The sequence below is a fragment of the Caballeronia fortuita genome, assembly GCF_001544835.2.
Classification (GTDB): Bacteria; Pseudomonadota; Gammaproteobacteria; order Burkholderiales; family Burkholderiaceae; genus Caballeronia; species Caballeronia fortuita.
This window is the reverse complement of the sequence record NZ_FCNX02000013.1, coordinates 176,534-201,743: the sequence shown is the minus strand read 5'-3', so window position 1 is coordinate 201,743 and position 25,210 is coordinate 176,534. Positions and strand designations below refer to the sequence as shown.

The 25,210-nt window shown below is 65.8% G+C and carries 21 protein-coding genes and 1 tRNA gene; 10 read left to right on the top strand and 12 right to left on the bottom strand.

Annotation, left to right across the window (positions count from 1 at the left end):
- Positions 1–32: 32 nt before the first annotated feature.
- The 6 genes from fdhE (at position 33) to AWB77_RS36115 (ending at position 7,202) form a co-directional block, all read left to right on the top strand.
- The gene (fdhE, locus tag AWB77_RS24305; protein ID WP_061136987.1) at positions 33–1,007 is read left to right on the top strand and encodes a formate dehydrogenase accessory protein FdhE; all 975 of its coding nucleotides are present in this window, start codon (positions 33–35) and stop codon (positions 1,005–1,007) included.
- Entirely contained in the window at positions 1,004–2,461 is a 1,458-nt protein-coding gene (selA, locus tag AWB77_RS24300; protein ID WP_061136986.1) for an L-seryl-tRNA(Sec) selenium transferase, read from the top strand. The genes fdhE and selA overlap by 4 nt, the downstream gene beginning before the upstream one ends.
- The gene (selB, locus tag AWB77_RS24295; protein ID WP_061136985.1) at positions 2,458–4,365 is read left to right on the top strand and encodes a selenocysteine-specific translation elongation factor; all 1,908 of its coding nucleotides are present in this window, start codon (positions 2,458–2,460) and stop codon (positions 4,363–4,365) included. The genes selA and selB overlap by 4 nt, the downstream gene beginning before the upstream one ends.
- A 27-nt stretch (positions 4,366–4,392) precedes the next feature.
- Positions 4,393–6,396 carry a VTT domain-containing protein gene (locus AWB77_RS24290; protein ID WP_061136984.1) on the top strand — a complete coding sequence of 668 codons (2,004 nt, stop codon included), beginning with the start codon at positions 4,393–4,395 and terminating at the stop codon, positions 6,394–6,396.
- A gap of 22 nt (positions 6,397–6,418) precedes the next feature.
- On the top strand, positions 6,419–7,039 hold the full coding sequence (locus AWB77_RS24285) for a DedA family protein (protein WP_061136983.1): 621 nt from the start codon (positions 6,419–6,421) through the stop codon (positions 7,037–7,039).
- 67 nt (positions 7,040–7,106) lie between these two features.
- Positions 7,107–7,202, top strand: a tRNA-Sec gene (locus AWB77_RS36115).
- Positions 7,203–7,239: 37 nt separating this feature from the next.
- Here AWB77_RS36115 and AWB77_RS24280 read toward each other — a convergent pair.
- From AWB77_RS24280 to AWB77_RS24250, 7 genes are all read right to left on the bottom strand, one after another.
- On the bottom strand, positions 7,240–8,244 hold the full coding sequence (locus tag AWB77_RS24280; RefSeq protein WP_061136982.1) for a HEAT repeat domain-containing protein: 1,005 nt from the start codon (positions 8,242–8,244) through the stop codon (positions 7,240–7,242).
- A complete protein-coding gene (locus AWB77_RS24275) occupies positions 8,241–9,071 on the bottom strand; it encodes an ABC transporter ATP-binding protein (RefSeq protein ID WP_082852753.1) in 831 nt (276 codons plus the stop codon). The genes AWB77_RS24280 and AWB77_RS24275 overlap by 4 nt, the downstream gene beginning before the upstream one ends.
- A gap of 5 nt (positions 9,072–9,076) precedes the next feature.
- Positions 9,077–9,892: an ABC transporter permease gene (locus tag AWB77_RS24270; protein ID WP_082852750.1), complete on the bottom strand. Its 816-nt coding sequence runs from the start codon at positions 9,890–9,892 to the stop codon at positions 9,077–9,079.
- Positions 9,893–9,899: 7 nt separating this feature from the next.
- Positions 9,900–11,306 carry an ABC transporter substrate-binding protein gene (locus tag AWB77_RS24265; RefSeq protein WP_061136980.1) on the bottom strand — a complete coding sequence of 469 codons (1,407 nt, stop codon included), beginning with the start codon at positions 11,304–11,306 and terminating at the stop codon, positions 9,900–9,902.
- A 17-nt stretch (positions 11,307–11,323) separates the two neighbouring features.
- Positions 11,324–11,569, bottom strand: coding sequence for a 4Fe-4S dicluster domain-containing protein (locus AWB77_RS24260; protein ID WP_061136979.1), 246 nt, complete (start codon positions 11,567–11,569; stop codon positions 11,324–11,326).
- A gap of 12 nt (positions 11,570–11,581) precedes the next feature.
- On the bottom strand, positions 11,582–13,318 hold the full coding sequence (locus AWB77_RS24255) for a fumarate reductase/succinate dehydrogenase flavoprotein subunit (protein WP_061136978.1): 1,737 nt from the start codon (positions 13,316–13,318) through the stop codon (positions 11,582–11,584).
- A 68-nt stretch (positions 13,319–13,386) separates the two neighbouring features.
- A complete protein-coding gene (locus tag AWB77_RS24250; RefSeq protein WP_061136977.1) occupies positions 13,387–14,193 on the bottom strand; it encodes a GntR family transcriptional regulator in 807 nt (268 codons plus the stop codon).
- Between the two features lie 158 nt (positions 14,194–14,351).
- Here AWB77_RS24250 and AWB77_RS24245 point away from each other — a divergent pair, with 158 nt between their 5' ends.
- From AWB77_RS24245 to AWB77_RS24235, 3 genes are all read left to right on the top strand, one after another.
- Positions 14,352–14,942, top strand: a complete 591-nt coding sequence (locus AWB77_RS24245; protein WP_061136976.1) for an RBBP9/YdeN family alpha/beta hydrolase — start codon at positions 14,352–14,354, stop codon at positions 14,940–14,942.
- Between the two features lie 91 nt (positions 14,943–15,033).
- Positions 15,034–16,035 carry a sulfate ABC transporter substrate-binding protein gene (locus AWB77_RS24240; protein WP_061136975.1) on the top strand — a complete coding sequence of 334 codons (1,002 nt, stop codon included), beginning with the start codon at positions 15,034–15,036 and terminating at the stop codon, positions 16,033–16,035.
- Between the two features lie 55 nt (positions 16,036–16,090).
- Positions 16,091–17,395 (top strand): chloride channel protein, encoded by a 1,305-nt coding sequence (locus AWB77_RS24235; protein ID WP_061136974.1) that lies wholly within the window; start codon positions 16,091–16,093, stop codon positions 17,393–17,395.
- 24 nt (positions 17,396–17,419) lie between these two features.
- Here the strand turns inward: AWB77_RS24235 and arsH are convergent, their stop codons facing one another.
- The 5 genes from arsH to AWB77_RS24210 form a co-directional block, all read right to left on the bottom strand.
- Complete coding sequence (gene arsH, locus AWB77_RS24230) at positions 17,420–18,181, bottom strand: arsenical resistance protein ArsH (RefSeq protein WP_061137040.1); 762 nt, start codon at positions 18,179–18,181, stop codon at positions 17,420–17,422.
- An 11-nt stretch (positions 18,182–18,192) separates the two neighbouring features.
- A complete protein-coding gene (locus tag AWB77_RS24225; protein WP_061136973.1) occupies positions 18,193–18,489 on the bottom strand; it encodes an ArsR/SmtB family transcription factor in 297 nt (98 codons plus the stop codon).
- Between the two features lie 66 nt (positions 18,490–18,555).
- The gene (locus AWB77_RS24220) at positions 18,556–20,007 is read right to left on the bottom strand and encodes an efflux transporter outer membrane subunit (RefSeq protein ID WP_061136972.1); all 1,452 of its coding nucleotides are present in this window, start codon (positions 20,005–20,007) and stop codon (positions 18,556–18,558) included.
- Positions 20,004–23,123: an efflux RND transporter permease subunit gene (locus AWB77_RS24215; protein WP_061136971.1), complete on the bottom strand. Its 3,120-nt coding sequence runs from the start codon at positions 23,121–23,123 to the stop codon at positions 20,004–20,006. The genes AWB77_RS24220 and AWB77_RS24215 overlap by 4 nt, the downstream gene beginning before the upstream one ends.
- A complete protein-coding gene (locus AWB77_RS24210) occupies positions 23,120–24,268 on the bottom strand; it encodes an efflux RND transporter periplasmic adaptor subunit (RefSeq protein WP_208601558.1) in 1,149 nt (382 codons plus the stop codon). The genes AWB77_RS24215 and AWB77_RS24210 overlap by 4 nt, the downstream gene beginning before the upstream one ends.
- Before the next feature lie 235 nt (positions 24,269–24,503).
- Here AWB77_RS24210 and AWB77_RS24205 point away from each other — a divergent pair, with 235 nt between their 5' ends.
- Positions 24,504–25,127: a TetR/AcrR family transcriptional regulator gene (locus tag AWB77_RS24205; RefSeq protein ID WP_061136970.1), complete on the top strand. Its 624-nt coding sequence runs from the start codon at positions 24,504–24,506 to the stop codon at positions 25,125–25,127.
- Positions 25,128–25,210: the final 83 nt, after the last annotated feature.

Genomic DNA, 25,210 nt, shown 5'->3' with positions numbered 1-25,210 from the left:
GGTCGACCGCTTACCCCGCGAGGAAACCTTCCGTGGTCCAACGCATAGTCGAAGCCGAGCGCATCGAATCGCTCGATCCATCGGCCATTCCGCGCTTGCGCATGCCCGAACGCGCGACGATATTCGCCGCGCGCGCCGCACGTCTGCTGCAACTCGCGGACGCGAGCAATCCCATCGCCGGATATCTGCGCCTGATGGCCGCGCTCGCCGGCACGCAGCAGCGCGTGCTCTCGCAATTCAGCGCGCCGATGCCGTCGCGCGCATCGATCGAACTGAACCAGCAGCATTCGATGCCGATCGTCCCCGCGCTCACGGACGAGCGTGATCCTGCATGGCGCGACGTGCTGTTCCTGCTGCTCGACGGCATCGAAGCCGCGGGCGCACTGACGCCCGCGCTCACGCAGCTCGTCACGCGCCTGCGCACGCTCGACGCCGCCGCGCTCGACGCTCAAGCCGACGCGATTCTCGCGCTGCGCTTCGCCGAGATCGATCCGGCCGCCGCGCCTTTCATCGCCGCCGCGCTGCAAGTCGTGTGGACCGATCTCGCGAGCCGCATCGACATGAAAGACGTGCCCTATCTCGACACGCCCGGCGTGTGCCCCGTATGCGGCTCGATGCCGGTCGCGAGCATCGTGCGCGTGGGCGGCGCGTACGAAGGCTATCGCTACGTGCAATGCGGACTGTGCGCGACGGAGCTTCATGTCGTGCGCGCCAAATGCACGAATTGCGATTCGACCAAGGGCATCGCCTATCAGGTGATGGGCACCGGCGACGAACCCGAAGAGGAAAAAAACGCGAAGGCGAGAAGCGCGCCGCTCAAGGCCGAATCGTGCGACGAATGCGGCACCTATCGCAAGATCGGCTATCAGGAGAAGGCCTACGACTTCGAACCTTACGCCGACGATCTCGCGAGCCTCACGCTCGATCTGCTGATGGGCGATGCAGGCTTCAGACGCGCGGCGCCGCATCCGTGGTTGTGGCCCGAACAACCGGAAGACGACCGATGAGCGACGTCAAAGGCGGCGACGGCGGCGAACTGCGCGCATTGATGGCTCGCGTGCCGTCGGTCGAGCGCGTGCTGGCATCGGCGGAATTCGAAGCGGTGATCGCCGCATACGGACGCACGCAGACGCTCGCGGCCTTGCGCGCGACGCTCGACGCATGGCGCGCCGATGCGCAGGCAGGCCGCGCTTTCGTCGATGCGCTGAGCGATGCGCAACTCGCGCGCACCGTCGATGCAAAGCTCGCGAAGCGCACGCGCAGCAACGTGCGCAGCGTCTTCAATCTGACGGGCACCGTGCTGCACACGAATCTCGGCCGCGCGCTGTTGCCCGACGAAGCGGTGCGCGCCGTCGCGGAGATGCTCACGCGCCCCGCCAACCTCGAATTCGATCTCGATACCGGCGCGCGCGGCGATCGCGACGACCTCATCAACGGCCTCATCTGCGAACTGACGGGCGCCGAAGCGGCGACGGTCGTGAACAACAACGCGGCCGCCGTACTGCTGACGCTGTCCGCGCTCGCGCCGCGCCGCGAAGTGATCGTGTCGCGCGGCGAGCTCGTCGAAATAGGCGGCGCGTTCCGCATCCCCGACATCATGAGCCGCGCGGGCGCGAAGCTGCGTGAAGTCGGCACGACGAATCGCACGCATCTGAAAGACTACGACGAAGCGATCAACGCGAAGACTGCGCTCCTGATGAAGGTGCATTGCAGCAACTACGCAGTGAGCGGCTTCACGAAAGAAGTGTCGATCGCGGAGCTTGCGCCGCTCGCGAAGGCGCGCGGCTTGCCGGTCGCGGTGGATCTCGGCAGCGGCACGCTCGTCGATCTCGCACAATGGGGCTTGCCGCGCGAAGCGACGGTGCGCGAAACCGTCGCGGCGGGCGCGGATCTCGTCACCTTCAGCGGCGACAAGCTGCTGGGCGGCCCGCAAGCGGGACTGATCGTCGGGCGCGCGGATCTCGTCGCGAAGATCAAGAAGCATCCGCTCAAGCGCGCGCTGCGTGTCGGCAAGCTGACGCTCGCGGCGCTCGAATCGGTGCTGCGGCTGTATCGCGCGCCTGAAACGCTGGCCGAACGTCTCACGACACTGCGTCTTCTGACGCGTCCCGCCGACGCGATGCGTCTCGCCGCAGAACGCATCGAACCCGCGTTGCAGCGCATGGCCGGCGAGACGTTCACGGTCGTCTCCGAGCCGATGTTCAGCCAGATCGGCAGCGGCGCGTTGCCCGTCGACGTGCTGCCGAGCTACGGCCTCGCGGTGCGGCTCGCGAGCGGCAAACGCGCGGGCGGACAACTGAATCGCATCGAGAAACGGCTGCGCGAATTGCCGCGCCCGGTGCTCGGCCGCATCGCGGATGGCGCATTGCGGCTCGATTTGCGCTGTCTCGAAGAAGCCGACGAAGCCGCGTTCATCGCGCAACTGGATGCACGCGACGCACGCGAGGACGCACGCGAATGATCGTCGGGACGGCGGGACACATCGATCATGGCAAGACGACGCTCGTGCGCGCGCTCACCGGCGTCGACACCGACCGGCTGAAGGAAGAGAAGGCGCGCGGCATTTCCGTCGAGCTCGGCTATGCCTACGTGCCGCTCGACGATGGCGGCGTGCTCGGCTTCATCGACGTGCCGGGCCACGAGAAACTCGTGCATACGATGGCGGCGGGCGCATGCGGCATCGACTTCGCCTTGCTCGTGATCGCCGCCGACGATGGCGTGATGCCGCAAACACGCGAACATCTCGCGATCCTCGGACTGCTCGGCGTGACGCGCGGCGCGGTCGCGGTGACAAAATGCGATCGCGTGGAGGCATCGCGTGTGCGCGAGGTGCACGCCGAAATCGCCGCGCTGCTCGCGCAAAGCCCGCTGCGCGATGCGCCCTTGTTCGATACCGACGCGACGAAGGCTGGCGACGCGGGCGTCGCGGCATTGCAGACACATCTTCACGATGCCGCCGCGCACTGGCGCACGCGCCGCGACGACGGCTTCTTCCGGCTCGCCGTCGATCGCGTGTTCACGTTGACGGGGCAGGGCACGATCGCAACCGGCACGGTGTTCGCGGGCCGCGTGAATGTCGGCGATACGCTCGCGCTCGCGCCGCGCGACGCGCGCATCGAGCCCGTGCGCGTGCGCAGCATTCACGCGCAGAATCGCGCAACGCAGACGGGCCGCGCGGGCGAACGTTGCGCGCTCAATCTCGCGGGCATCGAGAAAGACGCGCTAGCACGCGGCGACTGGATCGTCGATGCGCGGCTCGCGCGGGCATCGGCACGGCTCGACGTCGAACTGACGATGCTCGACGACGCGCAACTCACGCTGTCGCACTGGACGCCGCTGCATGTGCATCTCGGCACGACGCATCGCGTCGCGCATGTCGCGCTGCTCGAGGCGGACACGCTCGCGCCGGGGCAGACGGCGCGCGTGCAGCTCGTTTTCGATCAGCCTGCTTGCGCGCTGCCGGGCGATCGCTTCATCGTGCGCAATGCGCAGGCGAGCAGGACGGTCGGCGGCGGGCGCGTGCTCGATCCGTTCGCGCCCGAGCGCAAGCGCCGCACGCCGCAGCGCCGCGCGTGGTTCGACGCGCTTGCCGCGATGCTCGAAACGGGCCGCGCCGATGCGCTCTTCGACGAAGCGCCGCATGGCTTGCCGCGCTCGCTCGTCGAACATCTGCACGGTGGCGCGGTGTCGCCCGAGGGCGTGCGCGCCGTCTCCACGCACGACGACACGCTCTACATCGCGGCGCGTCACTGGGATGCGCTGCATGCGCGTCTTCTCGATGCGCTCGCCGCTTTCCATGCACGTTTCCCCGATGAACAAGGTCCGGACGTCGCGCGCTTGCGCCGCATCGCCGCGCCGCTCGCGCCCGATGCGCTATGGCGCGCGCTTGTCGACGATGCGGTGGCAAGCGGAGCGATCGCGCGAAGCGGGCCGTGGCTGCACTTGCCATCGCATGCGGTGACGCTCGATGAACAGGAGGAAACGCTCGCGCGCGCGGTGCTTGCATCGATCGAGGAAGGCCGTTTCGATCCGCCGTGGGTGCGCGATCTTGCAAACGCGCACGCCGTCGGCGAAGACGAGATGCGCAGGCTTCTCAGGAAGCTCGCGCGTCGCGGCGACGTCTTTCAGGTCGTGCGCGATCTGTTCTATTGCCGCGCATCGGTCGGCGCACTCGCGCAACTCGTCGCGCAGGCCGCGCACGAGCAGGGCGGCGGGATCGGCGCGGCTGCTTTTCGCGATGCGAGTGCGCTGGGCCGCAAGCGCGCGATACAGATTTTGGAGTTCTTCGACCGGGTTGGGTACACTCGATTCCACCGCGATCTGCACCTGTTGCGCGCCGATAGCCGCTGGCAAGAGTCCGTCTGACGTTTGCGCGCTCGTCCGTCCACCACGATGGAGCATCTCTACTTCAGGCTGCTGCATGTCATGTCGAGCCACCCCGAGTGGGCGCTCGCGGTCGTGCTGCTCGCGTCGTTTCTCGAATCGGTCGCGTTCATCGGCACGTTCATCCCCGGCAGCACGGCGATGTTCATCGCGGGCGCGCTCGTCGGCGCGGGCGCGCTGAATCTCGGCTGGGTATTCTTCTGCGCGATCGCGGGCGCGATCGCCGGGGATGCCGCGAGCTTCTGGTTCGGTCAGCGCTATGCGGACCGCATCGCGCTGATGTGGCCGTTTCGCACGCATCCGGGCGCGCTCGCCGCCGGCAAGAAATACTTCGAAGCGCACGGCGCGAAGAGCGTCGTGCTCGCGCGTTTCGTCGCGCCGATGCGCGCGGTCGTGCCGGTCGTCGCCGGCGTGACGGGCATGACGCCCACGCGCTTTCTCGCCGTCAACATCCTGAGCGCGCTCGTCTGGGCGCCGACGCATATCCTGCCAGGCGTCGTGTTCGGCGCGTCGATCGAACTGGCGGGCGCGGTGTCGGTGCGGCTCGTCGTGATCCTGATTCTCGTCACGGCGCTCGGATGGATCGTGTTCAATCTCGCGCGCGTCGTCGTATCGCACGCGACGCGCTGGACCGTCGCATCGCGCGACGCGCTGCTGTCCTGGTCGCAGAAAGGGCGCGGCCTGCCCGCGCGCCTCGTGTCGCGCGCGCTCGATCCGGGCAATCCGGCGACCGGCCTCATCGTGATGATTTCGGTGTTGCTGCTCGCTTCCGCGATCCTCTTTTTCTCGGTGCTCGCGAACGTCGCGCGGGGCGCATCGATCGTGCAGGTCGACGTATCGATCTATCGGCTGCTGCAATCGTTCCGCTCGACCTGGGCCGATTCGATCCTCGATGCCGCCGCGACCCTCGGCAGTACACAGACGCTGCTCGCGCTCGGCGCGATGGTCGTCGTGTGGATGAGCTTCGAGCGGCGCTGGCGCACGGTCACGTACTGGATCGTCGCGGTCCTGTTTTCGCAGTTGCTCGTCGCGGCGATCCGCTTTACCGCGCACGAACCGATGCTCGTGTCCTTCGCGCCGGCCGAGCATCGCTTTCCGAACAGCGACGTCGCGGCGACCGTCGTCATCTACGGCTTTCTCGCATTCTTGCTGCTGCGGCGCGTCGGCATGCTGACGGGCGTGTTCATCGCGACGGCGACATCGGCCATCGTGACGGCGGTCGGCATCGCGGGCCTGTACTTCGGCCGATTCACGATTTCCGATGCCCTCGGCAGCGCGGCGCTCGCCGCCGTCTGGGTGTTCCTGATCGCGCTGACGGCGGTGTGGCGCAATCCGGCAAAGCCGAAACCGCGTCCGCTGATGCCGATCGCCGTGCTGGCCGTGATCTGCGCAAGTGTGGCGCTGCAATTGAGCGATGAAACCGAGGCGCACAGCGCGGTGCCGTCGACCATTTTCATCACGCCGATTCAATGGACCGATTCGGTGTGGCGCACGTTTTCGTGTTATCGCTCGACGATGGAAGGCGATCGCCGCGAGCCGATCACCGTGCAATGGGCGGCGACGCCCGCGCAGATTCGCGCGCAGCTGCTCGCGCGCGGCTGGACGGAGGTATCGCGCGTGAGCACGAAGAGCGTGATGTCGCTGATGTTGCCGAACGCGCCCGCGATGGCGCTGCCCGCGCTGCCGCGCCTGAACAACGGCGAGCCGTCGAAGCTCGCGTTCGCGCGGTCGATACGCGGCGCCGACGAGCGCGACGTGCTGCGTTTCTGGCCGACGCATTACGCCGTGCGTCAGGATGCCGGCGCGACGCCCGCGCCGATCTGGCTCGGCTCGGTGGTGCATGAACGGCTGCGCCGTCCGTCGTGGCCGTTCAATGTGCTGCGGCCGGACCGGCGCGTCGATCCGATGGCGTTCGAGCACGGCGAGGGCACACCCTGGCGCGGCATCGAAATTGCGAACAGCGCAGGTTGTGGCAGTGTGCCTGTGATGCTCGTCGAGTCGAAGTCCGAATGATGTTTCGATGCGGGGGTGCCGGTTGATTCAAATTCCGCCGTCGGCGATCGTGCAGTGGGGCGGCGCCGCCGTGTTCGCGAACGTGCTGCTCACGCGGCTCGGCGTGCCGTTGCCGTCCGCGCCTTTGCTCGTGTTCGCGGGCTCGGCGGTGGCGAGCGGGCGCTTGTCCTTCGTTCATGTGCTGCTCGCGGCGGTGTGCGGCGCGCTGCTCGGCGACAGCGTGTGGTTTTCGGCGGGGCGCCTCTATGGGCGGCGGCTCGTCGCGGCGTTGTCGCGCAGATCGTATGCGGTGGACAGCGGCATGAGAACGACGGGCGAGCTGTTCGAGCGGCATGGCGCGCCGATCGTCGCGGTATCGAAGTTCGTGCCGGGGCTCGGCCTCGTCACGCCGCCGCTGATGGGCACGACGCAGATCGCCGCGCTCGCGTTCTTCCTGTGGGATACGGCGGGGATCGTCGCGTGGGCGTCGTTCTGGCTGTTGGGCGGCGCGCTTTTCGAGCGGCAATTGCATCTCGCGGTGCTCGCGCTCGAATCGCACGGCGCGACGGCGGTGGATGTGCTCGTCGCGGCGGGGTTGCTGTATTGCGTGTATCGGTTGCTGCGAAGGCGGCAGCCGCGTCCGCGCGAAGGCGGCGAGTCCTGATGCGCCGTTTATAATCGGTCCGGCGTGTTCGATGGTCGATTTTCAATGTCCGAACATCGACGTTCAAGGAAGGCATTCGTATCCGGTGGTGCGGCCGGGCTTCAAACCCGGTTGGGGATGTCAGACATTCCCAGGTCAGTTCGACTCTGGCTGCCTTCCGCCAAAGCAAGCGTGGCGTTCCGCACCGCGCACACGCTCCCTCACGCACCGCTCCCCATCCTCTCCCCGATCTGCGCAATCGCGATCCGCGCGGCTTTGCGCACTTCCGGATCGCCATCGGCCAGCGACGCTTCGAGCACCGCAAGCGCATCCACATTCCCAAACTCACCGAGCGCCAGCGCAGCCTCCCTACGCACATTGCTGACCGGATACGTCAGCAGCGCCGACACCGCGTGCGTGCTCGCCGCATCGCGCAAACGTCCGAGCGCGCGCGCCGCCTGCAACGTCACTTGCCAGTAGTCGTCGGCGAGCGCGCGCTCCAGCGCATCGCGCGCCGCGACGAGACGCAGCTTGCCGAGCGTCGCGGCGGCTTCCTCGCGCACGCGCCATGCTTCATCGGATAACGCATGCGTCAACGTCTCCAGCACGCTGTCGTCCGTGGCGAAACCGAGCGCGCCGACGGCGGCATGCCGCACTTGCGTCGATACGTCCGTGCGCGCGAGCCGCATCAAGCGCGGCAACGCATCCGCATGACGCAGCCAGCCCAATACGCCGATGGCCTCGCGCCTCACCTCCGGCGATGCGTCCGACAACGCCGCCAGCGCAGGCTGAGTCGCCTGCGGCAAACGCAATTCGCGCAACGCGCGCAGAAGCGCCGCATGCGCGAAGGCGTCGGCATCGGCGTCGGCATCGGCGAGAAACGGCAGCAGACGTTCTCCCGCGACCGGGTCCTTCAGCGCGGTGAGACTGTCGGCGGCGGCCTCGCGCGTGCCCGCGTCGGCATCGCGGAGCGCGGCGCACAGCGCATCGACGGCCTCGTTCGTGTCCCACGCGCCGAGTCGCTGCGCGGCCGTGCGGCGCACGTCGGCATCCGTGTCGTGACGCAACGCATCGGTGAGCGCGGGCAGCCACGCTTCGTCTTCGAGATCGGCCGCTTCGATGACCGCGAGGCGGCGCACGGCGGCGTCGCTGTCGGTGAAGCGGGCGGCGAGGGCGTCGTCGATGCTGGCGTCGAAAACGTCGAATAGAGGATGAGTACGCGTCATGAGAAAACCGAGTGTGATATGTCGATGCGCGCGGGCGCGTCGTTCGATGTGAGCGGCGCGCCCGCGTGCGGATGTCGAAGCAGCGAAAGACAGCGGCGCTTCAACGCGACGAACGCGGGCTCCGTGACGAGCTCGCGCTCGCGCGGACGCGCGAACGGCACGCGCAAGGTTTCGAGCACCGTGCCGGGACTGTGGCTCATCACGAGAATGCGATCGGCGAGGAAGAGCGCTTCGTCGATGTCGTGCGTGACGAACACGACCGTCGGACGCCGCTCGCTCCATACATCGAGCAACAGCGTTTGCATCGATGCGCGCGTCTGCGCATCGAGCGCGCCAAAGGGTTCGTCCATCAACAGCACGCGCGGCTCGTTGAGCATCGCGCGCGCGATCTCCGCGCGTTGCTGCATGCCGCCCGAAAGCTGCGCGGGATAACGCTCCGCGAACGCGCCGAGCCCGACGCGATCGAGCAGCATCCGCGCGCGACGATGCCGCTCGCGCTTGCCCACGCCGCGCATCTTCAGACCGAACGCGACGTTGTCGATCGTCTTGCGCCACGGCAGCAGCGTGTGTTGCTGAAACACCATGCCGCGCTCCGGATGCGGTCCGTCGATGAGCTTTCCGTCGAGCATCGCGCGGCCCGCGCCCGCCGCGACGTGTCCCGCAAGCGCGGCGAGCAACGTCGACTTGCCGCAGCCCGATGGCCCGAGTATGCAGACGAACTCGCCCGGTTCGATAACCGTGCTCACGTCGCGCACGGCGGTGAATGCGCTCGCGCCATCGCCTAGAGTAATGCCAAGCGCTTCGAGTTCGATGCGGCCCGCGCTCATCGTGTTCATCGTGCCTTCCCTTCGGTGAGCCACGGCGTGAGCCGCTTTCCCGCGATCCGCACGAGCGCGCTGCTGCCCATGCCGAGCAGGCCGATCAGCAGCATGCCGACGACGACATCGGGATAACGCTGCACCGTGTACGACTGCCACGTGTAGTAGCCGATGCCGAATTGTCCCGAGATCATCTCGGCGGTGACGAGACAGAACCACGATGTGCCCATGCCGATGGCAAGTCCGGTGACGATCGCGGGCGCCGCGCCCGGCAGGATCACTTCGCGCAGGATCACGCGATTGCCTGCGCCAAGACTGCGCGCCGACGACACGAGCCGCGCCTCGACGCCTTCGACGCCGTGAATCGTGCCGAGCAGGATCGGGAAGAACGCGCCGGTGAAGGTGATGAAGATCATCGACATTTCGGATGACGGGAACATCAGGATCGCGAGCGGTATCCACGCGACGGCGGGAATCGGCCGTAAGACTTCGAGCGGCGTAAGCAACGCGAGGCGCGACGATTGCGACCGGCCGATGACGAGTCCGAGCAGCACGCCGCCGATGCCCGCTGCGAGATAACCCGCCGCGATGCGTCGCACGCTGCTCGCGAGATCGGACGCGAGCTTCGGCGAATGTGCGAGATCGACGATGGCCGCGAGCGTATCGGCGGGTGTCGGCAAGTTCTCGAACGTGACGATGCCGAGATTCCAGCGATGCGTCGTCGCGAGATGCCAGAGCACGAGGCACAGTGCGAGCGACGCCCATTGCACGCCGGCACGCACGCCGCGTGAACGCAGCAGCGATGGAGTGGTGTATGCGAGCGTCGCCATGATCGCCTCAACGGTTGGCGAGCGCGGTCGGCTGGCGCGCCGCGGCGAAATCGAGCACTTGTCCGCCGTGCGTGTTCGCCCAGGCCTGCGCGCGATCCTTCAGCAGGAACGCGTTCAACTGGCCATCGCCGGTCTTCGCGAACCACGCCTGATTGCCGAGCAGCTTGATGCCGCTCTCGCGATCCTGCGCATAGAACGCGCGCACCTCCTTGCCGTCGCGTTCGAGCGTGCCGAGCTCGCGCACCGCTTCTTCCGGCGATGCGTAGCTGCGCACCTTCGGCTCGCCGCGCACCCAGATTTGCGCGACGCGATCCGCCTTCGCGATGGGCTTGCCCGTCAGCGCATCGTTCGCGACGAGCGGCGTCGGCGCATAGTTCTTCAGCGCGGCGTCGTAGTCGAGATGCTCGGCTTCGAACGCAGCGCGCACATATGTGTCGTCGATGAACGTGTTCGCGTTCAGATCGCCGTCGGCACGCTTGAGCAGCTTGAGCGTATCGAACGATGTCTGCACGGCCTTGCGATATTCGGGCTTCCACGTGAGATCGCGCGTCTGCAAGCCGAGCGGTCCGTGAAAGAGATAATCGACTTCGGGTTCGATGCCCGTGACTTTCGCGATCAGCTCGCTGTATTTCTCGGGCTCGGCCGTGAGCAGCCGGTTCGCGTCGATCGCTGCACGCAAATACGCAACGACGATCTCCGGATACTTCTGCGCATAGTCCTTCTCGACGAGCGTACCGTGCAGCGTCGGCGATGCCGCCTGCGAGCCGTCGTAAATCTTGCGCGCGAAGCCGCGATGAGGAAACAGCTCCGCAAAGGGCACGAAGTCCGCGTGCGCGTCGATCTTGCGCGTCTGCAATGCAGGACCGGCGACTTCGGGCGCCTGCGTGACGATGTTCACATCCCGCTCCGGATCCCATCCTTGCGCCGCGACCGCGCGCAGCAACATGCCGTGCGCGGTCGATGCGAACGGCACGGTGATCGTCTTGCCCTTCAGATCGGCGATGGACTGTGCAGGCGAATCCGCCGGCACGACGATGCCGTTGCCGCTGCCGCGCACGCTGCCCGACAACACGCTGATGAAGATGCTGCTCTTGCCGGCCTTCTGGTTCGCGACGCCGTTGAGCACGCCGGGAAAATCCGCCATCGAGCCGAAGTCGAGCTTGCCCGCGACCATCTCGTTTGTGATCGGCGCGCCGCTCGTGAAGTTCTTCCATTGAACGTCGTATTGCGTGTCCTTGTATTTGCCATCGTGCGGCAAGTACTTGTCGAGCAGATGCAGCTCGCGGATCAAGACGCCGCCCGCCGCGGTGTTGATCGTCGTGTCCTGCGTGCCGATGGCCACGCGGATCGTTTCCGCGTGTGCCGCGCCCGCGAACAAGGCAGCCGCAAGCGCGATGGATAGCGTTCGTTTCATGAAGCGAGTCCTTGTCGTCAGCGAAGAAGATAGGGAATGTCGACATGCACGGCGTTGGTCGGGCAATCGCGTTCGCAGGGCATGCAGTACCAGCATTCGTCGAACTTCATGAAAGCCTTGCCGGTTTCGGGATCGATCGCGAGCAGGTCCATCGGACAGACGTCAATGCAGACGGTGCAGCCTTTATCGGCGATGCACTTGTCCTCGTCGATCATCACGGGAAGGCTCGAGCGCAGATGCGCTTCGCGGGGCACGAGTGCCATGTTCTTTCTCTCCTATGCAGCGACCGGCTGCGACGTGCGAGCCACGCGCAGACGCGAATATGCGCCGCGCTCGGTCTCGTCGACGGGAACCACGTACGGTTCCACGGGTTTCTTGAAGGACGTCATGCGTCCCGATGCGTCCTTCTTCAGATGCGCGTGGCAGAACCATTCGTCATCGTTGCGCTCGGGAAAATCGACGCGATGGTGGTAGAGACCCCAACGGCTCTCCGTGCGATACAGCGATGCACGCGCGGCCATTTCCGCGCAATCGAGAATCGCGGCGACTTCGGCGGCGCGCATCAGTTCATGCGGATCGGCGGCGCTGAGTTGATCGACATCCTCACGAATCTCCGCGAAGCGCTGCAAGCCGATCTCCATGCGGCGCGTGACTTTCGGCGGCTGAAGATAGTCGTTCACGAAGCGGCGCAGCTTGTATTCGACTTGCGCGGGCGGCAGGCCGCGTTCGCGCGACAGCGGCGCGAAGATGCGCGCACGTTCCTGTTCGATCTGCGACGCATCGAGCGCGGGCAGCGCGCGGCCGGCGACATGCGCGGCGGCATCGACACCCGCGAACCATCCATACGTGAACGCGCCCAGCATGTAGTTGTGCGGCACGGCGGCCATGTCGCCCGCAGCGTATAGTCCTTCCACCGACGTGCGCGCGTGTTCGTCGACCCATACGCCCGATGCGCTGTGTCCGCTGCACAAGCCGATCTCCGAGATGTGCATCTCGATCATGCGCGTGCGATAGTCGTTGCCGCGCCGCGCATGAAAACGTCCACGGCTCGGCCGCTCGTTCGTATGCAGGATCGTTTCGATCGTCTGGATCGTTTCTTCCGCGAGATGGTCGAGCTTGAGAAACACCGGGCCGTTGCCGCTCTGGAGTTCCTGATAGAACTCCCACATCATCTGTCCGCTCCAGTAATCGCATTCGATGAAGCGCTCGCCGCGGCCATTCGCCGTATATCCGCCGAGCGGCCCCGTCACATACGCGCACGCCGGGCCGTTATAGTCCTTGATGAGCGGATTGATCTGGAAGCATTCGAGATTCGCGAGTTCCGCGCCCGCGTGATACGCCATCGCGTAGCCATCGCCGGCGTTGGTCGGATTCTCGTAGGTGCCCATCAGATAGCCCGATGCGGGCAAGCCCAGGCGTCCGGCCGCGCCGCAGCAGAGAATGACGGCTTTCGCGCGGATCACGTAGAAGTCGGCGGTGCGGCAATCGAAGCCCATCACGCCCGCGATCTCGCCGTGCGGACCGCTCAGGAGGCGCGTCGCGACGACGCGATTCGTAATCTCCACGCGCGCACGTTTCAACTGCCGATACAGCACCTTCTTGACGTCGTGGCCTTCCGGCATCGGCAGCACATACGCGCCCATGTGATGCACCTTGCGCACCGCGTAGTCGCCGGTGTGATCCTTCTCGAACTTCACGCCCCAGCGATCGAGCTCCTCGATCGTCGTGAAGCTGTGGCGCGCGTAGGCGTAGATCGTCGCCTGATTGACGATGCCGTCGTTCGCTACGGTGATTTCCTTCGTGTACTGCTCGGGCGTCGCGTGGCCGGGGATGATCGCGTTGTTCAGGCCGTCCATGCCCATCGAGATCGCGCCGCTGCGTTTCACGTGCGCCTTGTCGATGAGCAGCACGCGCAGGCTCGGATCGCGCTGCTTTGCCTTGATGGCGGCCATCGGGCCAGCCGTGCCGCCGCCAACGACGACGATGTCGTATTCGAGTTCGTGGGTCTGCATGATCTGGATTCGCTACTTGTTATGACAAGTCAGGACCAGATTCTAGAAGTGCGCGATTCGCGAGGGAATCAATTGTTTTTGCTTTGCTTGTGCCTGCTTCGAATAACGCGCGACGTGCCCGCCGCAGGCCGCTCGCGATCGATGCGCAGCCGGTACTGGAACGTATCGCCGCGAAAATAGAGGTATTCGAAGTCGACAGGCGTGCCCTCGGCATCGTGCGTGAGGCGTTCGATGCGCAAAAGCGGCGCGCCTTTCTTCACGTCGAGCGCCTGCGCGATATCCGGCGCGGCGGCGATGGCGTCTATCGCGAGATCGGCATGACCGAGCGGCATCGCGCAGTCGTTTTCGAGCATCAGGAAGATGTCGCGCGTCGCAAGCTCGGCACGCTTGAGACGTTTGCCGATGGCCTCGGGCAGAAACGTCACTTCGTACGAAACGGGCGAGCGGTTGAGCAGCCGCACGCGATGAATCTCCACGACGCTGCCGCCTTCGGAAAGCGCGAGTTGCGCCGCCACTTCCACGGGCGCGGCCACGATGCGCATCTGCACGACGCGATTGATGATCTCGTGTCCGCTCGCCGACATCGCCTCCGCGAAGCCCTGCAAGGACGTCACGTTCTGAAACGCCTTCGGTTGCGACACGAACGAGCCCTTGCCGTGAACCTTGAAGATCAGCCCTTCCTTCTGCAGATCGCCGAGCGCCTGGCGGATCGTGATGCGGCTCACGTCGAACATGGACATCAGTTCGCTTTCGGAGGGCATGCGGCTCATCGGCGGGTAGCGGCCATCGAGAATGCCGGAGCGCAGCACGTCCTTGATCTGCGTATAGAGCGGCACGTGGGAATCGAGCGAGACGGATGGGCGACGGGTGGGCATGGGAAGGGGAAGGGCAGGAGGGCGGTCGCTTCGAGTTGCGATTATAGCGGCGCGCCTTGTCCGCATCGCCATAAACAAATGACGAAATATTGGTTAGCGGCGCCCGCGCGCTGCCCGAGAATGAAGTCTTGCCAGTTCGAGTCCAGCGAGGATCGAAGATGAACGAACGCAGCGCGCGAAATGCAGCAACGCCGGTCACGCTCGTGACGGTGCCGGGCCTTTACGGCAGCGAGGACGCGCATTGGCAGAGCTGGCTCGAGGGCGAAACACCCGGCGCGCGGCGCGTCGAGCAGCGCGACTGGAGCACGCCGAATCTCGCGATCTGGAGCGATGCCGTGCTGGACATGCTCGCGGACATCGACGGTCCTGTTGTCATCGCGGCGCATAGCTTCGGCTGTCTTGCCACAGGACATGCGCTGAACCATGCATACTTGCCGAACGTGAAGGGCGTGTTGTTCGTCGCGCCCGCGAGTCCGGCCAAGTTCCGTTTCGCGGGTGCGTTCAATGGGCGCCGTCTCGATACGCTGTCGCTCGTCGTCGGCAGCGAGACGGATCCGTGGATGCCGCTCGACGACGCCCGCACGCTCGCGCAACGCTGGAACAGCGCGTTCGTGAATCTCGGCGATGCGGGGCATATCAATACGTCGGCGGGTTTCGGTCCGTGGCCGCTTGCAAAGCATTTCGTCGAAACGCTGGCGCGGCGCGTATCGCCCGATTACGAAGAAGAGGCGCAGCGCGCGTATGGTTGAACGCGTTCTCTGAAAGCCTCCGATGCATGCATGGCCGCCCTCGGGCGGCCTTTGTCTGTTGTGCGGTCGAACCCCTGTCTCTGGAGAAAAAATGGCGGTTTATAAAAAGCTGTTCATCACCGTTGCGCTCGGCATTGCGGCAAGCGCGGCGCACGCGGATACGACGCTGCTCAACGTCTCGTATGACGTGACGCGCGAACTGTACAAGGATATCGACGCGGCCTTCGTCGCGGACTACAGGAAGAAGACCGGCGAGACGGTGTCGGTGCGGCAGTCGCATGGCGCATCGAGCGCGCAGGCGTTGTCGGTGACGCAAGGCTTGCAGGCGGATGTCGTCACGATGAATCAGCCCAACGACATCGATCTGCTCGCCGAGCGCGGCCAACTGGTGCCCGCGAACTGGCGCACGCGTCTGCCGGATGCGAGCGCGCCCTACACGACGACGATGGTGTTTCTCGTTCACAAGGGCAACCCGAAGAACATCCGCGACTGGAGCGATCTCGCGCGTCCCGGCGTGCAGGTCGTGATCGCAAATCCGAAAACGTCGGGCAACGGGCGCTACACGTATCTCGCGGCGTGGGGCTACAAGAAGCAGCTGGGCGCAACCGATGCACAGGCGCAGGACTTCGAGCGCGCGATCTTCAAGAACGTGCCCGTGCTCGACACGGGCGGACGCGGCGCGACGACGACCTTCACGCAGCGCGGCATCGGCGATGTGCTCGTCACCTTCGAGAACGAAGTCGGCTTGATGAGCGCGGGTGCGGGCGCGAAGGATTTCGACGCGGTGTATCCGTCGGTGAGCCTGCTCGCGGAGCCGCCGGTATCGATCGTCGACAAGGTCGTGGACAAGCGCGGCACGCGCAAGGAAGCGCAGGCTTATCTCGACTTCCTGTTCACGCCCGCGGCGCAGGAGATCATCGCGCAGCATCATCTGCGTCCGCGCAATGCCGAGGTGCTGGCGAAGCATGCGAGCGAGTTCAAGCCGCTGAAGACCTTCACGGTCGAGCAGATGTTCGGAAGCTGGCAGAAGGCGCAGCAAACGCATTTTGCCGATGGCGGCACGTTCGACCAGGTCGTGGCGGACAAGAACTGAGCGGCACGCGCGGCGTTCGGATTAAGCTGTACGTTTTTCCCCGAAGGTGACCGCGATGCCCTCGTCGAACGCCAGCGCGAAGCTCATCGTGGTCACCGTGCTCGTCGGCCTGGGCGCGGGTCTGGGCGGCATGTCGCTGGCGCTGCTGCTGCATCTGATCCAGCACGTCGCGTTCGGTTACGGGCTCGATGCATTCACGAGCGGCGAGAGTTTTCTCGACGGCATCTCGGCCGCATCGCCTGCGCGGCGTTTCATCGTGCTGACGCTATGCGGCGTCGTGGCGGGCGTCGGATGGTGGGCGGTGCATCGTTTCGGCAAACCGCTCGTCAGTATCGCGAAGGCCGTCAAGTCCGACGATCCGCGCATGCCGCCCGGCAGCACGATCGCGCATGCGCTGCTGCAGATCGTGACCGTTGCGATGGGCTCGCCGCTCGGCCGCGAGGTCGCGCCGCGCGAGATCGGCGCGCTGTGGTCCGGCTGGCTCGCGCACCATGCGGGCCTCACGCCCGCGCAATCGCGCATCATGGTGGCGTGCGGCGCGGGCGCGGGGCTCGCCGCCGTCTACAACGTGCCGCTCGGCGGCGCGGTGTTCGTGCTCGAAGTGTTGCTCTGTACGTTCGACGCGGGAATCATCGCGGCGGCGTTCGCGACTTCGTCGATTGGCGCGATGGTCGCGTGGATCGGCCTCGGCGACGCGCATCAATATCATCTGCCCGCGTTCGTGCTGAACGCGCAACTGCTCGCCTGGGCCATCGCCATGGGGCCGGTTTTCGGCGCGGCGGCGCGGCTCTTCGCGAAGCTCACGAGCGCCGCGCGCGAGAACGCGCCGCGCGACCGGACGCTGCCCTTGCTGTCGATCGTGAACTTCGCGTTCATCGGCGTGCTCGTCATCTATTACCCGCAACTCGCGGGCAACGGCAAAGGCCCCGCCGGATTGTCCTTCGACGATCATGTGAGTCTCGCGCTCGCCGGCGTCCTGCTCGTGCTCAAGGTGACGATCGAAGTGAGTTCGCTGCGCGCCGGTGCGCAAGGCGGGCTGCTCACGCCGGGGCTGACCAACGGCGCGCTGCTCGGCATCGTGCTCGGCAGCGCGTGGAACGGCGTGTGGCCCGGCACGCCCCTCGGCGCGTTCGCGGTCATCGGCGCGGGCGCGTTTCTCGGCGCGGCCATGCAGATGCCGCTGACCGCGCTCGTGCTGATGCTCGAATTCACGCGCTTCGATCACGACTTCCTGATTCCGTCGGCGCTGGCAATCGCGGGCGCGACGCTCGTGTATCGCTGGCTCGCGCAGCGCTCGTCCGCGTCTTCAGCCGCGCCTTCAGCCGCGCCGCAGCAAACGTTGCAAGGGCTGTCCGACTGAGCGTGTGACGTCGCCGGCGACTCGTTACTGCGCTTCGCTATCGTCGGTGTCGGCGTTCGTGTCGGCTTCGTGATTCATCGCCGCCGCGGCCAGCGTGTCCGCCTGTTGCGGCCGTGCTTCCTTGCGTTCGCTATAGCGGTTCGTCAGATAGTCCGACCGGTCGCGCACGAGCAGCGTGAACTTGACGAGTTCCTCCATCACGTCGACGACACGGTCGTAATACGGCGACGGCTTCATCCGGCCGTGCTCGTCGAACTCCTGCCACGCCTTCGCGACGGACGACTGATTCGGGATGGTCACCATGCGCATCCATCGTCCGAGCACGCGCAGTGCGTTCACCGCGTTGAACGACTGCGAGCCACCGCAGACCTGCATGACCGCGAGCGTGCGGCCTTGCGTCGGACGAACGCCCGCGGATTCGAGCGGCAGCCAGTCGATCTGATTCTTGAATACCGATGTCAGCGTGCCGTGCCGTTCCGGGCTGCACCACACTTGTCCTTCCGACCACGCGGACAACTCGCGCAACTCGACGACCTTCGGATGATCGGCGGGCACGCTGTCGACCACGGGCAAGCCGTGCGGATCGAACACGCGGGTTTGCGCGCCGAACAGTTGCAGCAGCCGTTCGGCTTCGAGCGTCAGGAAGCGGCTGTACGAAGTGGGCCGCAGCGAGCCATACAGGAGCAGGATGCGCGGCGCGTGCGTGGATGGCGCGTGCGAATCGAGCTTTGCGCTGTCGGGAATGTCGACATGCGCGGCGTCGAGATTGGGCAGACCGGAAAGCATGTTGGGACGCGTCATGAGCATTGCGTGCCCGCGCAGCAGTTCTCCGTGAGGAAACCGATCAGACCTTTCATCACGTCGAAGTTGGCGGTGTAGAAGACGAAGCGTCCTTCCTGCCGCGCGCTCACGAGTTCGGCATGCGACAGATCCTTGAGATGAAACGACAGGCTCGACGGTGCGAGCCCGACTTGCTGCGCGATGTCGCCGGCAGCCATGCCGTCCGGTCCGGCGACGACGAGAGCACGGAAGATCGCGAGCCGCGATTCATGAGCGAGCGCGCCGAGCGCGCGTACCACGAGATTCGAGTCCATGACCGCGACGATAACCGATGCTCTTCGACATTTCAAGAATTATCGAAATGTGAGCTTATCGACGCACTATTCCTGGCCCGCGATCTTTGCGTCCGATGCAACCGGCGAGCCCATCGCCTGAAAGAGCGCCGCCGTGTCGCTCATGCGCGCGCTGCTCGCGCGGATCGTCGCGAGGCGTGCGTTGAGATACTGCTGCTCGCTGCCGCGTGCCGCGCGCGGCGGAATCGCGCCGAGACGCACGCGCGCCGCCGCATCCGCCGATGCATCGCGCGCGGCGTTGCTCGCGCTGTCGGCGTAGGCGAGGGCTTCGCTATCGGTTTCGAGCGACGCCAGCGTATTCGCGACGTTCTGAAACGCCGCGAGCACGGTCTGCTTGTACTGCGCGACGGCGGCGTCATACGTGGCGATGGCCGCACGCCGTTGCGCGAGCAGCGCGCCGCCATGAAAGATCGGCTGCGACAGCGATGCACCCACGCTCCACAACGCGCCCGCGCCCGAGAGCGCGGTCGGCCAGTCGAAGCCGCCTTTGCCCATCGATGCCGATATCGACAAGCTCGGAAACAACTGCGCCGTCGCGACGCCGACCTGCGCCGCCGACGCCTTCAACGCGGAATCGGCGGCCTGAATGTCGGGGCGCGATTGCAGCAATTCCGACGGCAGCACGACCGGCACATCCGGCGGCACGGTGAGGCTCGCGAGATCGAGGTCGTCGGGTGCGCGATCGGGCGTGCGTCCGAGCAGGACGGCGAGCGCGTGACGCGTCGCGAGCCATTGCGCGCGCAAGCCTGGCAATTGCGCTGCGAGCGACGCCGCGTTCTGCTGCGCGGAGAGCATGTCGGCGCGCGATGCCGAGCCGAGCGCGTAGCGACGTTCGGCGTCGTGCGCGTCGTCGGCCGCGAGCGCGACGAGGCGCGTGGTGACATCGATCTGCGCATGCAGCGCCGCCGCGCCGATCGCGCCCGTCACGATGTTCGCGGCGAGCGCGCGGCGCGCGGCATCGAGCTGAAAGGACTGTTGATCGACCTGCGCGGCAAGCGACGCATTCGCGTAGCGCGCCGCGCCGAAGAGATCGAACGTGTATTGCGCCTGAAGCTGGCCGACGAAGAGGTTGTAGAGCACGGTAGGCGGCCCGGCTTCGGGAATGCCGAAGCCGCGTTGACGCGTCGCTTGTCCGCCCGCATCGATCTGCGGCAACAGCGACGAACCCACTTGCGCGCGCAACTGCTCGCGCGCGGCGACGAGACTCTTGTCCGCTGCCGCAAGGTTGGGACTCGCCCGCAGGCCTTCGTCGACGAGCGCGTTCAACGCATCCGATCGATACAACTCCCACCATTCGGGCACGGGCTTCGCGCCCACATCGAAACGTTGCGACGTGCCTTCGGCGCTCGCGCTCGCATCGGCTTGCGGCGCGACGCCGTAGTGCGCGGGCTGCGGCATCGCGGGCGGCTTGCCATCGGGGCCGAGCGCGCAGGCGTTCAGCGCGATGCACGCAGCGATCATCGTAAGTCGGCGATTCATGACGATGCTCCTTCGCGTTCGTCGAGCTTCACGCGGAACCACGCGGCATAGAGCGCGGGCAGATAGAAAAGCGTGAGCACGGTCGCGCTCGTGATGCCGCCCATCAGGGCGGTCGCCATCGGGCCGAAGAAGTTGCTGCGCAGAAGCGGAATCAGCGCGAGCACGGCGGCGGCGGCGGTCAGCGTGATCGGTCTGAAACGCCGCACCGTCGCGCCGATGATCGCATCGAAGCGCCTGTGCCCCGACGCGATGTCCTGCTCGATCTGATCGACGAGAATCACCGAGTTGCGCATGATGATGCCGAACATCGCGATGACGCCGAGCATCGCGACGAAGCCGAACGGCTTGCCGAACGCGAGCAGCGTCACCACCACGCCGATGAGACCGAGCGGCGCGGTGAGCACGACCATCATCACGCGCGAGAAGCTCTGCAACTGGATCATCAGTAGCGTGAGCACGACGATCACCATCACCGGCATCTGCGCGTTGATCGACGCCTGTCCTTTCGCGCTTTCCTCCACCGATCCGCCCACTTCCACGCGATAACCCACCGGCAGCGAGCGGCGAATCTCGTCGAGCTTCTCGTCGATGGCGTGCGTCACGTCGATGCCTTGCGCGTCGCCCTTGACGTCCGATTGCACGGTGATGGTCGGCTGTCGGTCGCGCTCCCAGACGACGCCGTATTCGAGCGTATCGACGACGCGGCCGAGCGCGCCCAGCGGCACCGGTCCGTGCGGCGTAGGCATCGCGATCGTCGCGATGCGCGAAGGATCGACGCGTTCCGCGCGCGGCGCACGCAAGTCCACGCTGATGAGCTTGTCGCGTTCGCGATACTGCGTGACGGTCGTGCCGGTCAGCGTCATCGCGAGAAAGCTCGATATGTCCTGCGACGTGACGCCCGCATCGCGCGCCTTCTGCTGATCGATCTCGAAGCGCACCGAACGCTCCGAAGGCTCGTCCCAGTCGAACTGCACGTTAGCCGTGCGCGGATCGGCGCGCATGTCGGCGGCCACGCGCTCGGCGATGTGACGCACCGTGCCGATATCGTCGCCGCTCACGCGAAACTGCACCGGATAGCCGACCGGCGGACCGTTCTCCAGACGCGACAGACGCGTGCGCACGGCGGGAAAGCGTTCGCGCAACATCGGATCGAGCCAGCGCGCGAGGGCTTCGCGCGCTTCGACCGACTTCGCGGTGACGACGAACTGCGCGAAGTTCGGCGTCGGCAATTGCTGATCGAGCGGCAGATAGAAACGCGGCGCGCCGGTGCCGACGAAGCTTACCACGTGATCGATTTCATCGCGGCCCTTCAACGCTGCTTCGAGGTGCTTTGCTTCGCGCAAGGTCGCATCGAACGATGCGCCTTCCTGCAAGCGCACATCGATCAGCAACTCGGGCCGATCCGAGCTCGGAAAGAACTGCTGCGGCACGAGCGTGAAACCCGCCATCGCGACGATGAACAACACGACCGTCAACGCGAGCACGATGAAGCGCCGCTTCACGCACCAGCCGACCCATCGGCGCAGGCGCCCGTAGAACTTCGTATCGTAGATGTCGTGTTCGTGATCGTCGGGCAGATGCGCTTCTTTCTTGCGCTCGGGAAGCAGCTTGTAGCCGAGCAATGGAATCAGAACGACCGCCGCGAGCCACGACGCGATCAGCGCGATCGCCGACACTTCGAAGATCGAGCGCGTATATTCGCCGGTACTCGACTTCGCGAGCGCGATCGGCAGAAAGCCCGCGACGGTGACGAGCGTGCCGGTCAGCATCGGGAACGCCGTGCTCGTGTACGCGAACGCGGCGGCGCGCGTGCGGTTCCAGCCTTGTTCGAGCTTCACGGCCATCATCTCGACGGCGATGATCGCATCGTCGACGAGAAGACCCAGCGCGAGAATCAGCGTGCCGAGCGATACCTTGTGCAGGCCGATATCGAAGAGATACATGAAGAGCGCGGTGACTGCGAGCACGATCGGAATCGAGATCACGACGACCATGCCCGTTCGCACGCCGAGCGACACGAGACTCACGATCAGCACGATGACGACCGCTTCGGCGACCGCTTCCAGAAAGTCGTCGACGGAATGCGAGACCGCGTGCGGCATGCTCGATACTTCGGTGAGCTTGAGACCGGCGGGCAGTTGCGCGCGCAGCTTGACCATCGTTTCATCGAGCGATTTGCCGAGACGCACGACGTCTTCGCCCGGCTGCATCGTGACGCCGATGCCGAGCACCGGCACGCCGGCCGAACGCATCTGCGTGGCGGCGGGATCGATGTAGCCGCGCTTGATCGTCGCGATATCGCCGAGCCGGAACGAGCGGCCGTTCACGTTGATGAGCGTATCGGCGAGCGCATCCAGGTTCCAGAACTGACCGCTCGGGCGCACGAACACGCGATCGTTGGGCGTGGTCATCACGCCCGCGCTCGACACGGCGTTCTGTCCGTCTATGGCCTGCGCGATCTGCTGCGGCGATATGTTCAGGCGCGTGAGCGTGGTGTTGGGAATCTCGACATAGATGCGTTCTTCCTGATCGCCGAAATAGTCGACCTTCGCGACGCCCGGCACGCGCAACAGAACGGTGCGCAAGGAATCGGCGTAATCGTGCAGTTGGGCGGGCGAGAAGCCGTCGCCTTCGAGCGCATAGATGTTGGTGTAGACATCGCCGAATTCGTCGTTGAAGAACGGGCCTTGCACGCCGGGCGGCAAGGTCGCGGCGATATCGCCCACTTTCTTGCGGATCTGATACCACTCTTCGGGTACGTCCTTCGCGGGCGCGGAATCCTTCATCTGAAAGAAGATGAGCGACTCGCCGGGGCGCGAGTAGCTGCGCATGAAATCCGTGTACGGCGTTTCCTGCAGCTTGCGCGCGATGCGGTCGGTCACTTCCTCCTGCACCTGCCGCGCGGTCGCGCCCGGCCAGAACGTTCGGATCACCATCACGCGAAACGTGAACGGCGGATCTTCCGACTGCGCGAGCCGCGTGTACGACAGGATCCCGAAGATCGTCGCCATCGCGATGAGAAACACGACGAGCGCGCGATGACGCAGCGCCCACGCCGAGAGATTGAAGCGGCCTTCCTCGTGCCGATACGCGTCGTCTTCGCGAGTGTCGCTCATGACGCGAAGTCCTCGGGATGCAACGGCGCGACCACGCGCACTTTCTCGCCTGCGGACACCGTATGCACGCCTTGCCACACGATGCGTTCGCCCTCCGCGACGCCGCCCGCGAGCATCACCGTGCGCTCGCCGTAACGCGCGACATCGACGCGGCGCAGTTCGAGCGCGTCGCCCGGTTGCTTGACGATCCACACGGCGGGATGGCCATTGTCGTGAAAGAGCGCCGTCGATGGAATCGTGAACGCGCCTTGCGCATCGTTGGCAGCGGCGAACGCGATGTCCGCGGTCATGCCGAGACGCACTTCGGGCGTCGGCGCTTCGAGCGTGAGCTTCGCGCGCCACGTGCGGCTTTGCGCGTCGGCGGCGGGCGAGAGTTCGCGCACGCGCGCCTTGAACGTCTTGCCCGGCAACGCCGCGAGCTTCACGTTGGCTTCGTGTCCGACGGCGAATGCGGCAAGCGCGGCTTCGGGCACGTCGCAGATCACGTCGATATCGCCGCTCCATGCGAGCGTGTAGACGGCCTGGCCCGCCGTGACGTTCTGGCCGGTGTCTGCCTGCTCTGCGGTGATGACGCCCGGGTGATCGGCGGCGAGCGTCGCATAGCGCAGTTGATCGGCGGACAGCGCGGCTTGCTGCTGCGCCTGATTGCGCTGTGCGAGCGCCGACGCGTACGCGTTCTGCGTCTGTTCGAGCTGCGCCGGCGCGATGAGATTCTCGGCGGCCTGTGCGCGATCGCGATCGAGCTGCTGCTTCGCATAGACGAGCTGATGCTCGGCGGCATCGAGTTGCGCGCGGGCGCTCGCGCTGTTCTTCTCGACATCGGCGGGATCGAGCCGCGCGACGACCTGGCCCGCCTTCACGCTATCGCCGAGGCGCACGCGCCGTTCGAGAATCTTGCCGTTGATGCGAAACGAGAGCGGCGTCGAATAGCGCGATTGAACCTGGCCGGGCAGGCTCGATGCGCTCGCGTGACCATCGGCTTGTGCCGCGACGGCGACGACCGGACGCGGCGCGGGCGCAGGCGCATCATGCCGCTTGCACGCGACGAGCGCCGCGCACGCGATCGCGATACAGGCCGCGCGCAACGTGATGGGCGCAGGTGAGGGGAGATGCTTCACAGAGACCTCGACGCCCGCGGAGGGCATGGTGCCGCGCGCCTGGCTGGAAGCGTCGCGCAGCGCTTGGGCGAAGCAGGAAAGGTTTTCCCGGCGAGCATTTTCGAGAAACGAGCGTGAGCGAAGCGTAAGGTTGTATCGACCTGAATGCCCCGTCCGGCAAGGGTTTCGACGAACCGGATCTGAATACGGAACGAATTCTAATACAGAGTTGTATCCGAATGCAAAGACGGATTCGTAAGCCTGGCGGTGCTACACTGCGCGCATGAAACCAGTACGTCTCACCCGCGAGCAGAGCCGTGACCAGACGCGTCAGCGTCTGCTCGACGCTGCGCAGGCGGTGTTCATCAAGAAGGGCTTCGGCGCATCGAGCGTCGAAGATGTCGCCGCCGACGCGGGCTATACGCGCGGCGCGTTCTATTCGAATTTTTCGAGCAAGGCCGAACTTCTGCTCGAAGTGCTCAAGCGCGATCACGACAGCATCATGGAGCGTCTTTCGACGCTCTTCGAAGATGGCGAAGCCTCGCGCGCCGACATGGAAGCGCGCGTGCTCCAGTACTACAGCGAGTGCTATCAGAACAACGCGTGCTTTCTGTTGTGGGTCGAAGCGAAGCTGCACGCGAGCCGCGACGCCAAGTTTCGCGCGAGCTTCAACGCGCTGATGCGCGAGCTGCGTCAGACCACGACCGATTACATCAGGGCATTCTCGGAGCGCGTGGGCACGCCGCTCACGATGCCGCCCGAGCAGATGGCGCTCGGCCTCGTTGCGTTGTGCGACGGCGTGCAGTTCTTCTATTCGTCGGACCCGCAGTCGGTGCCGGCGCAATTCGCCGAGGATGTCCTCGCGCAGTTCTTCCGGCGTGTCGTCTTGAGCGGCGCCGCCGAATAAACGCGGCGCGTACCGAATCGCGTGGGATCGCATCGTCGATGGCACGCATGACATCCATACGCTAATCTTTGCGCGAGGGCCGT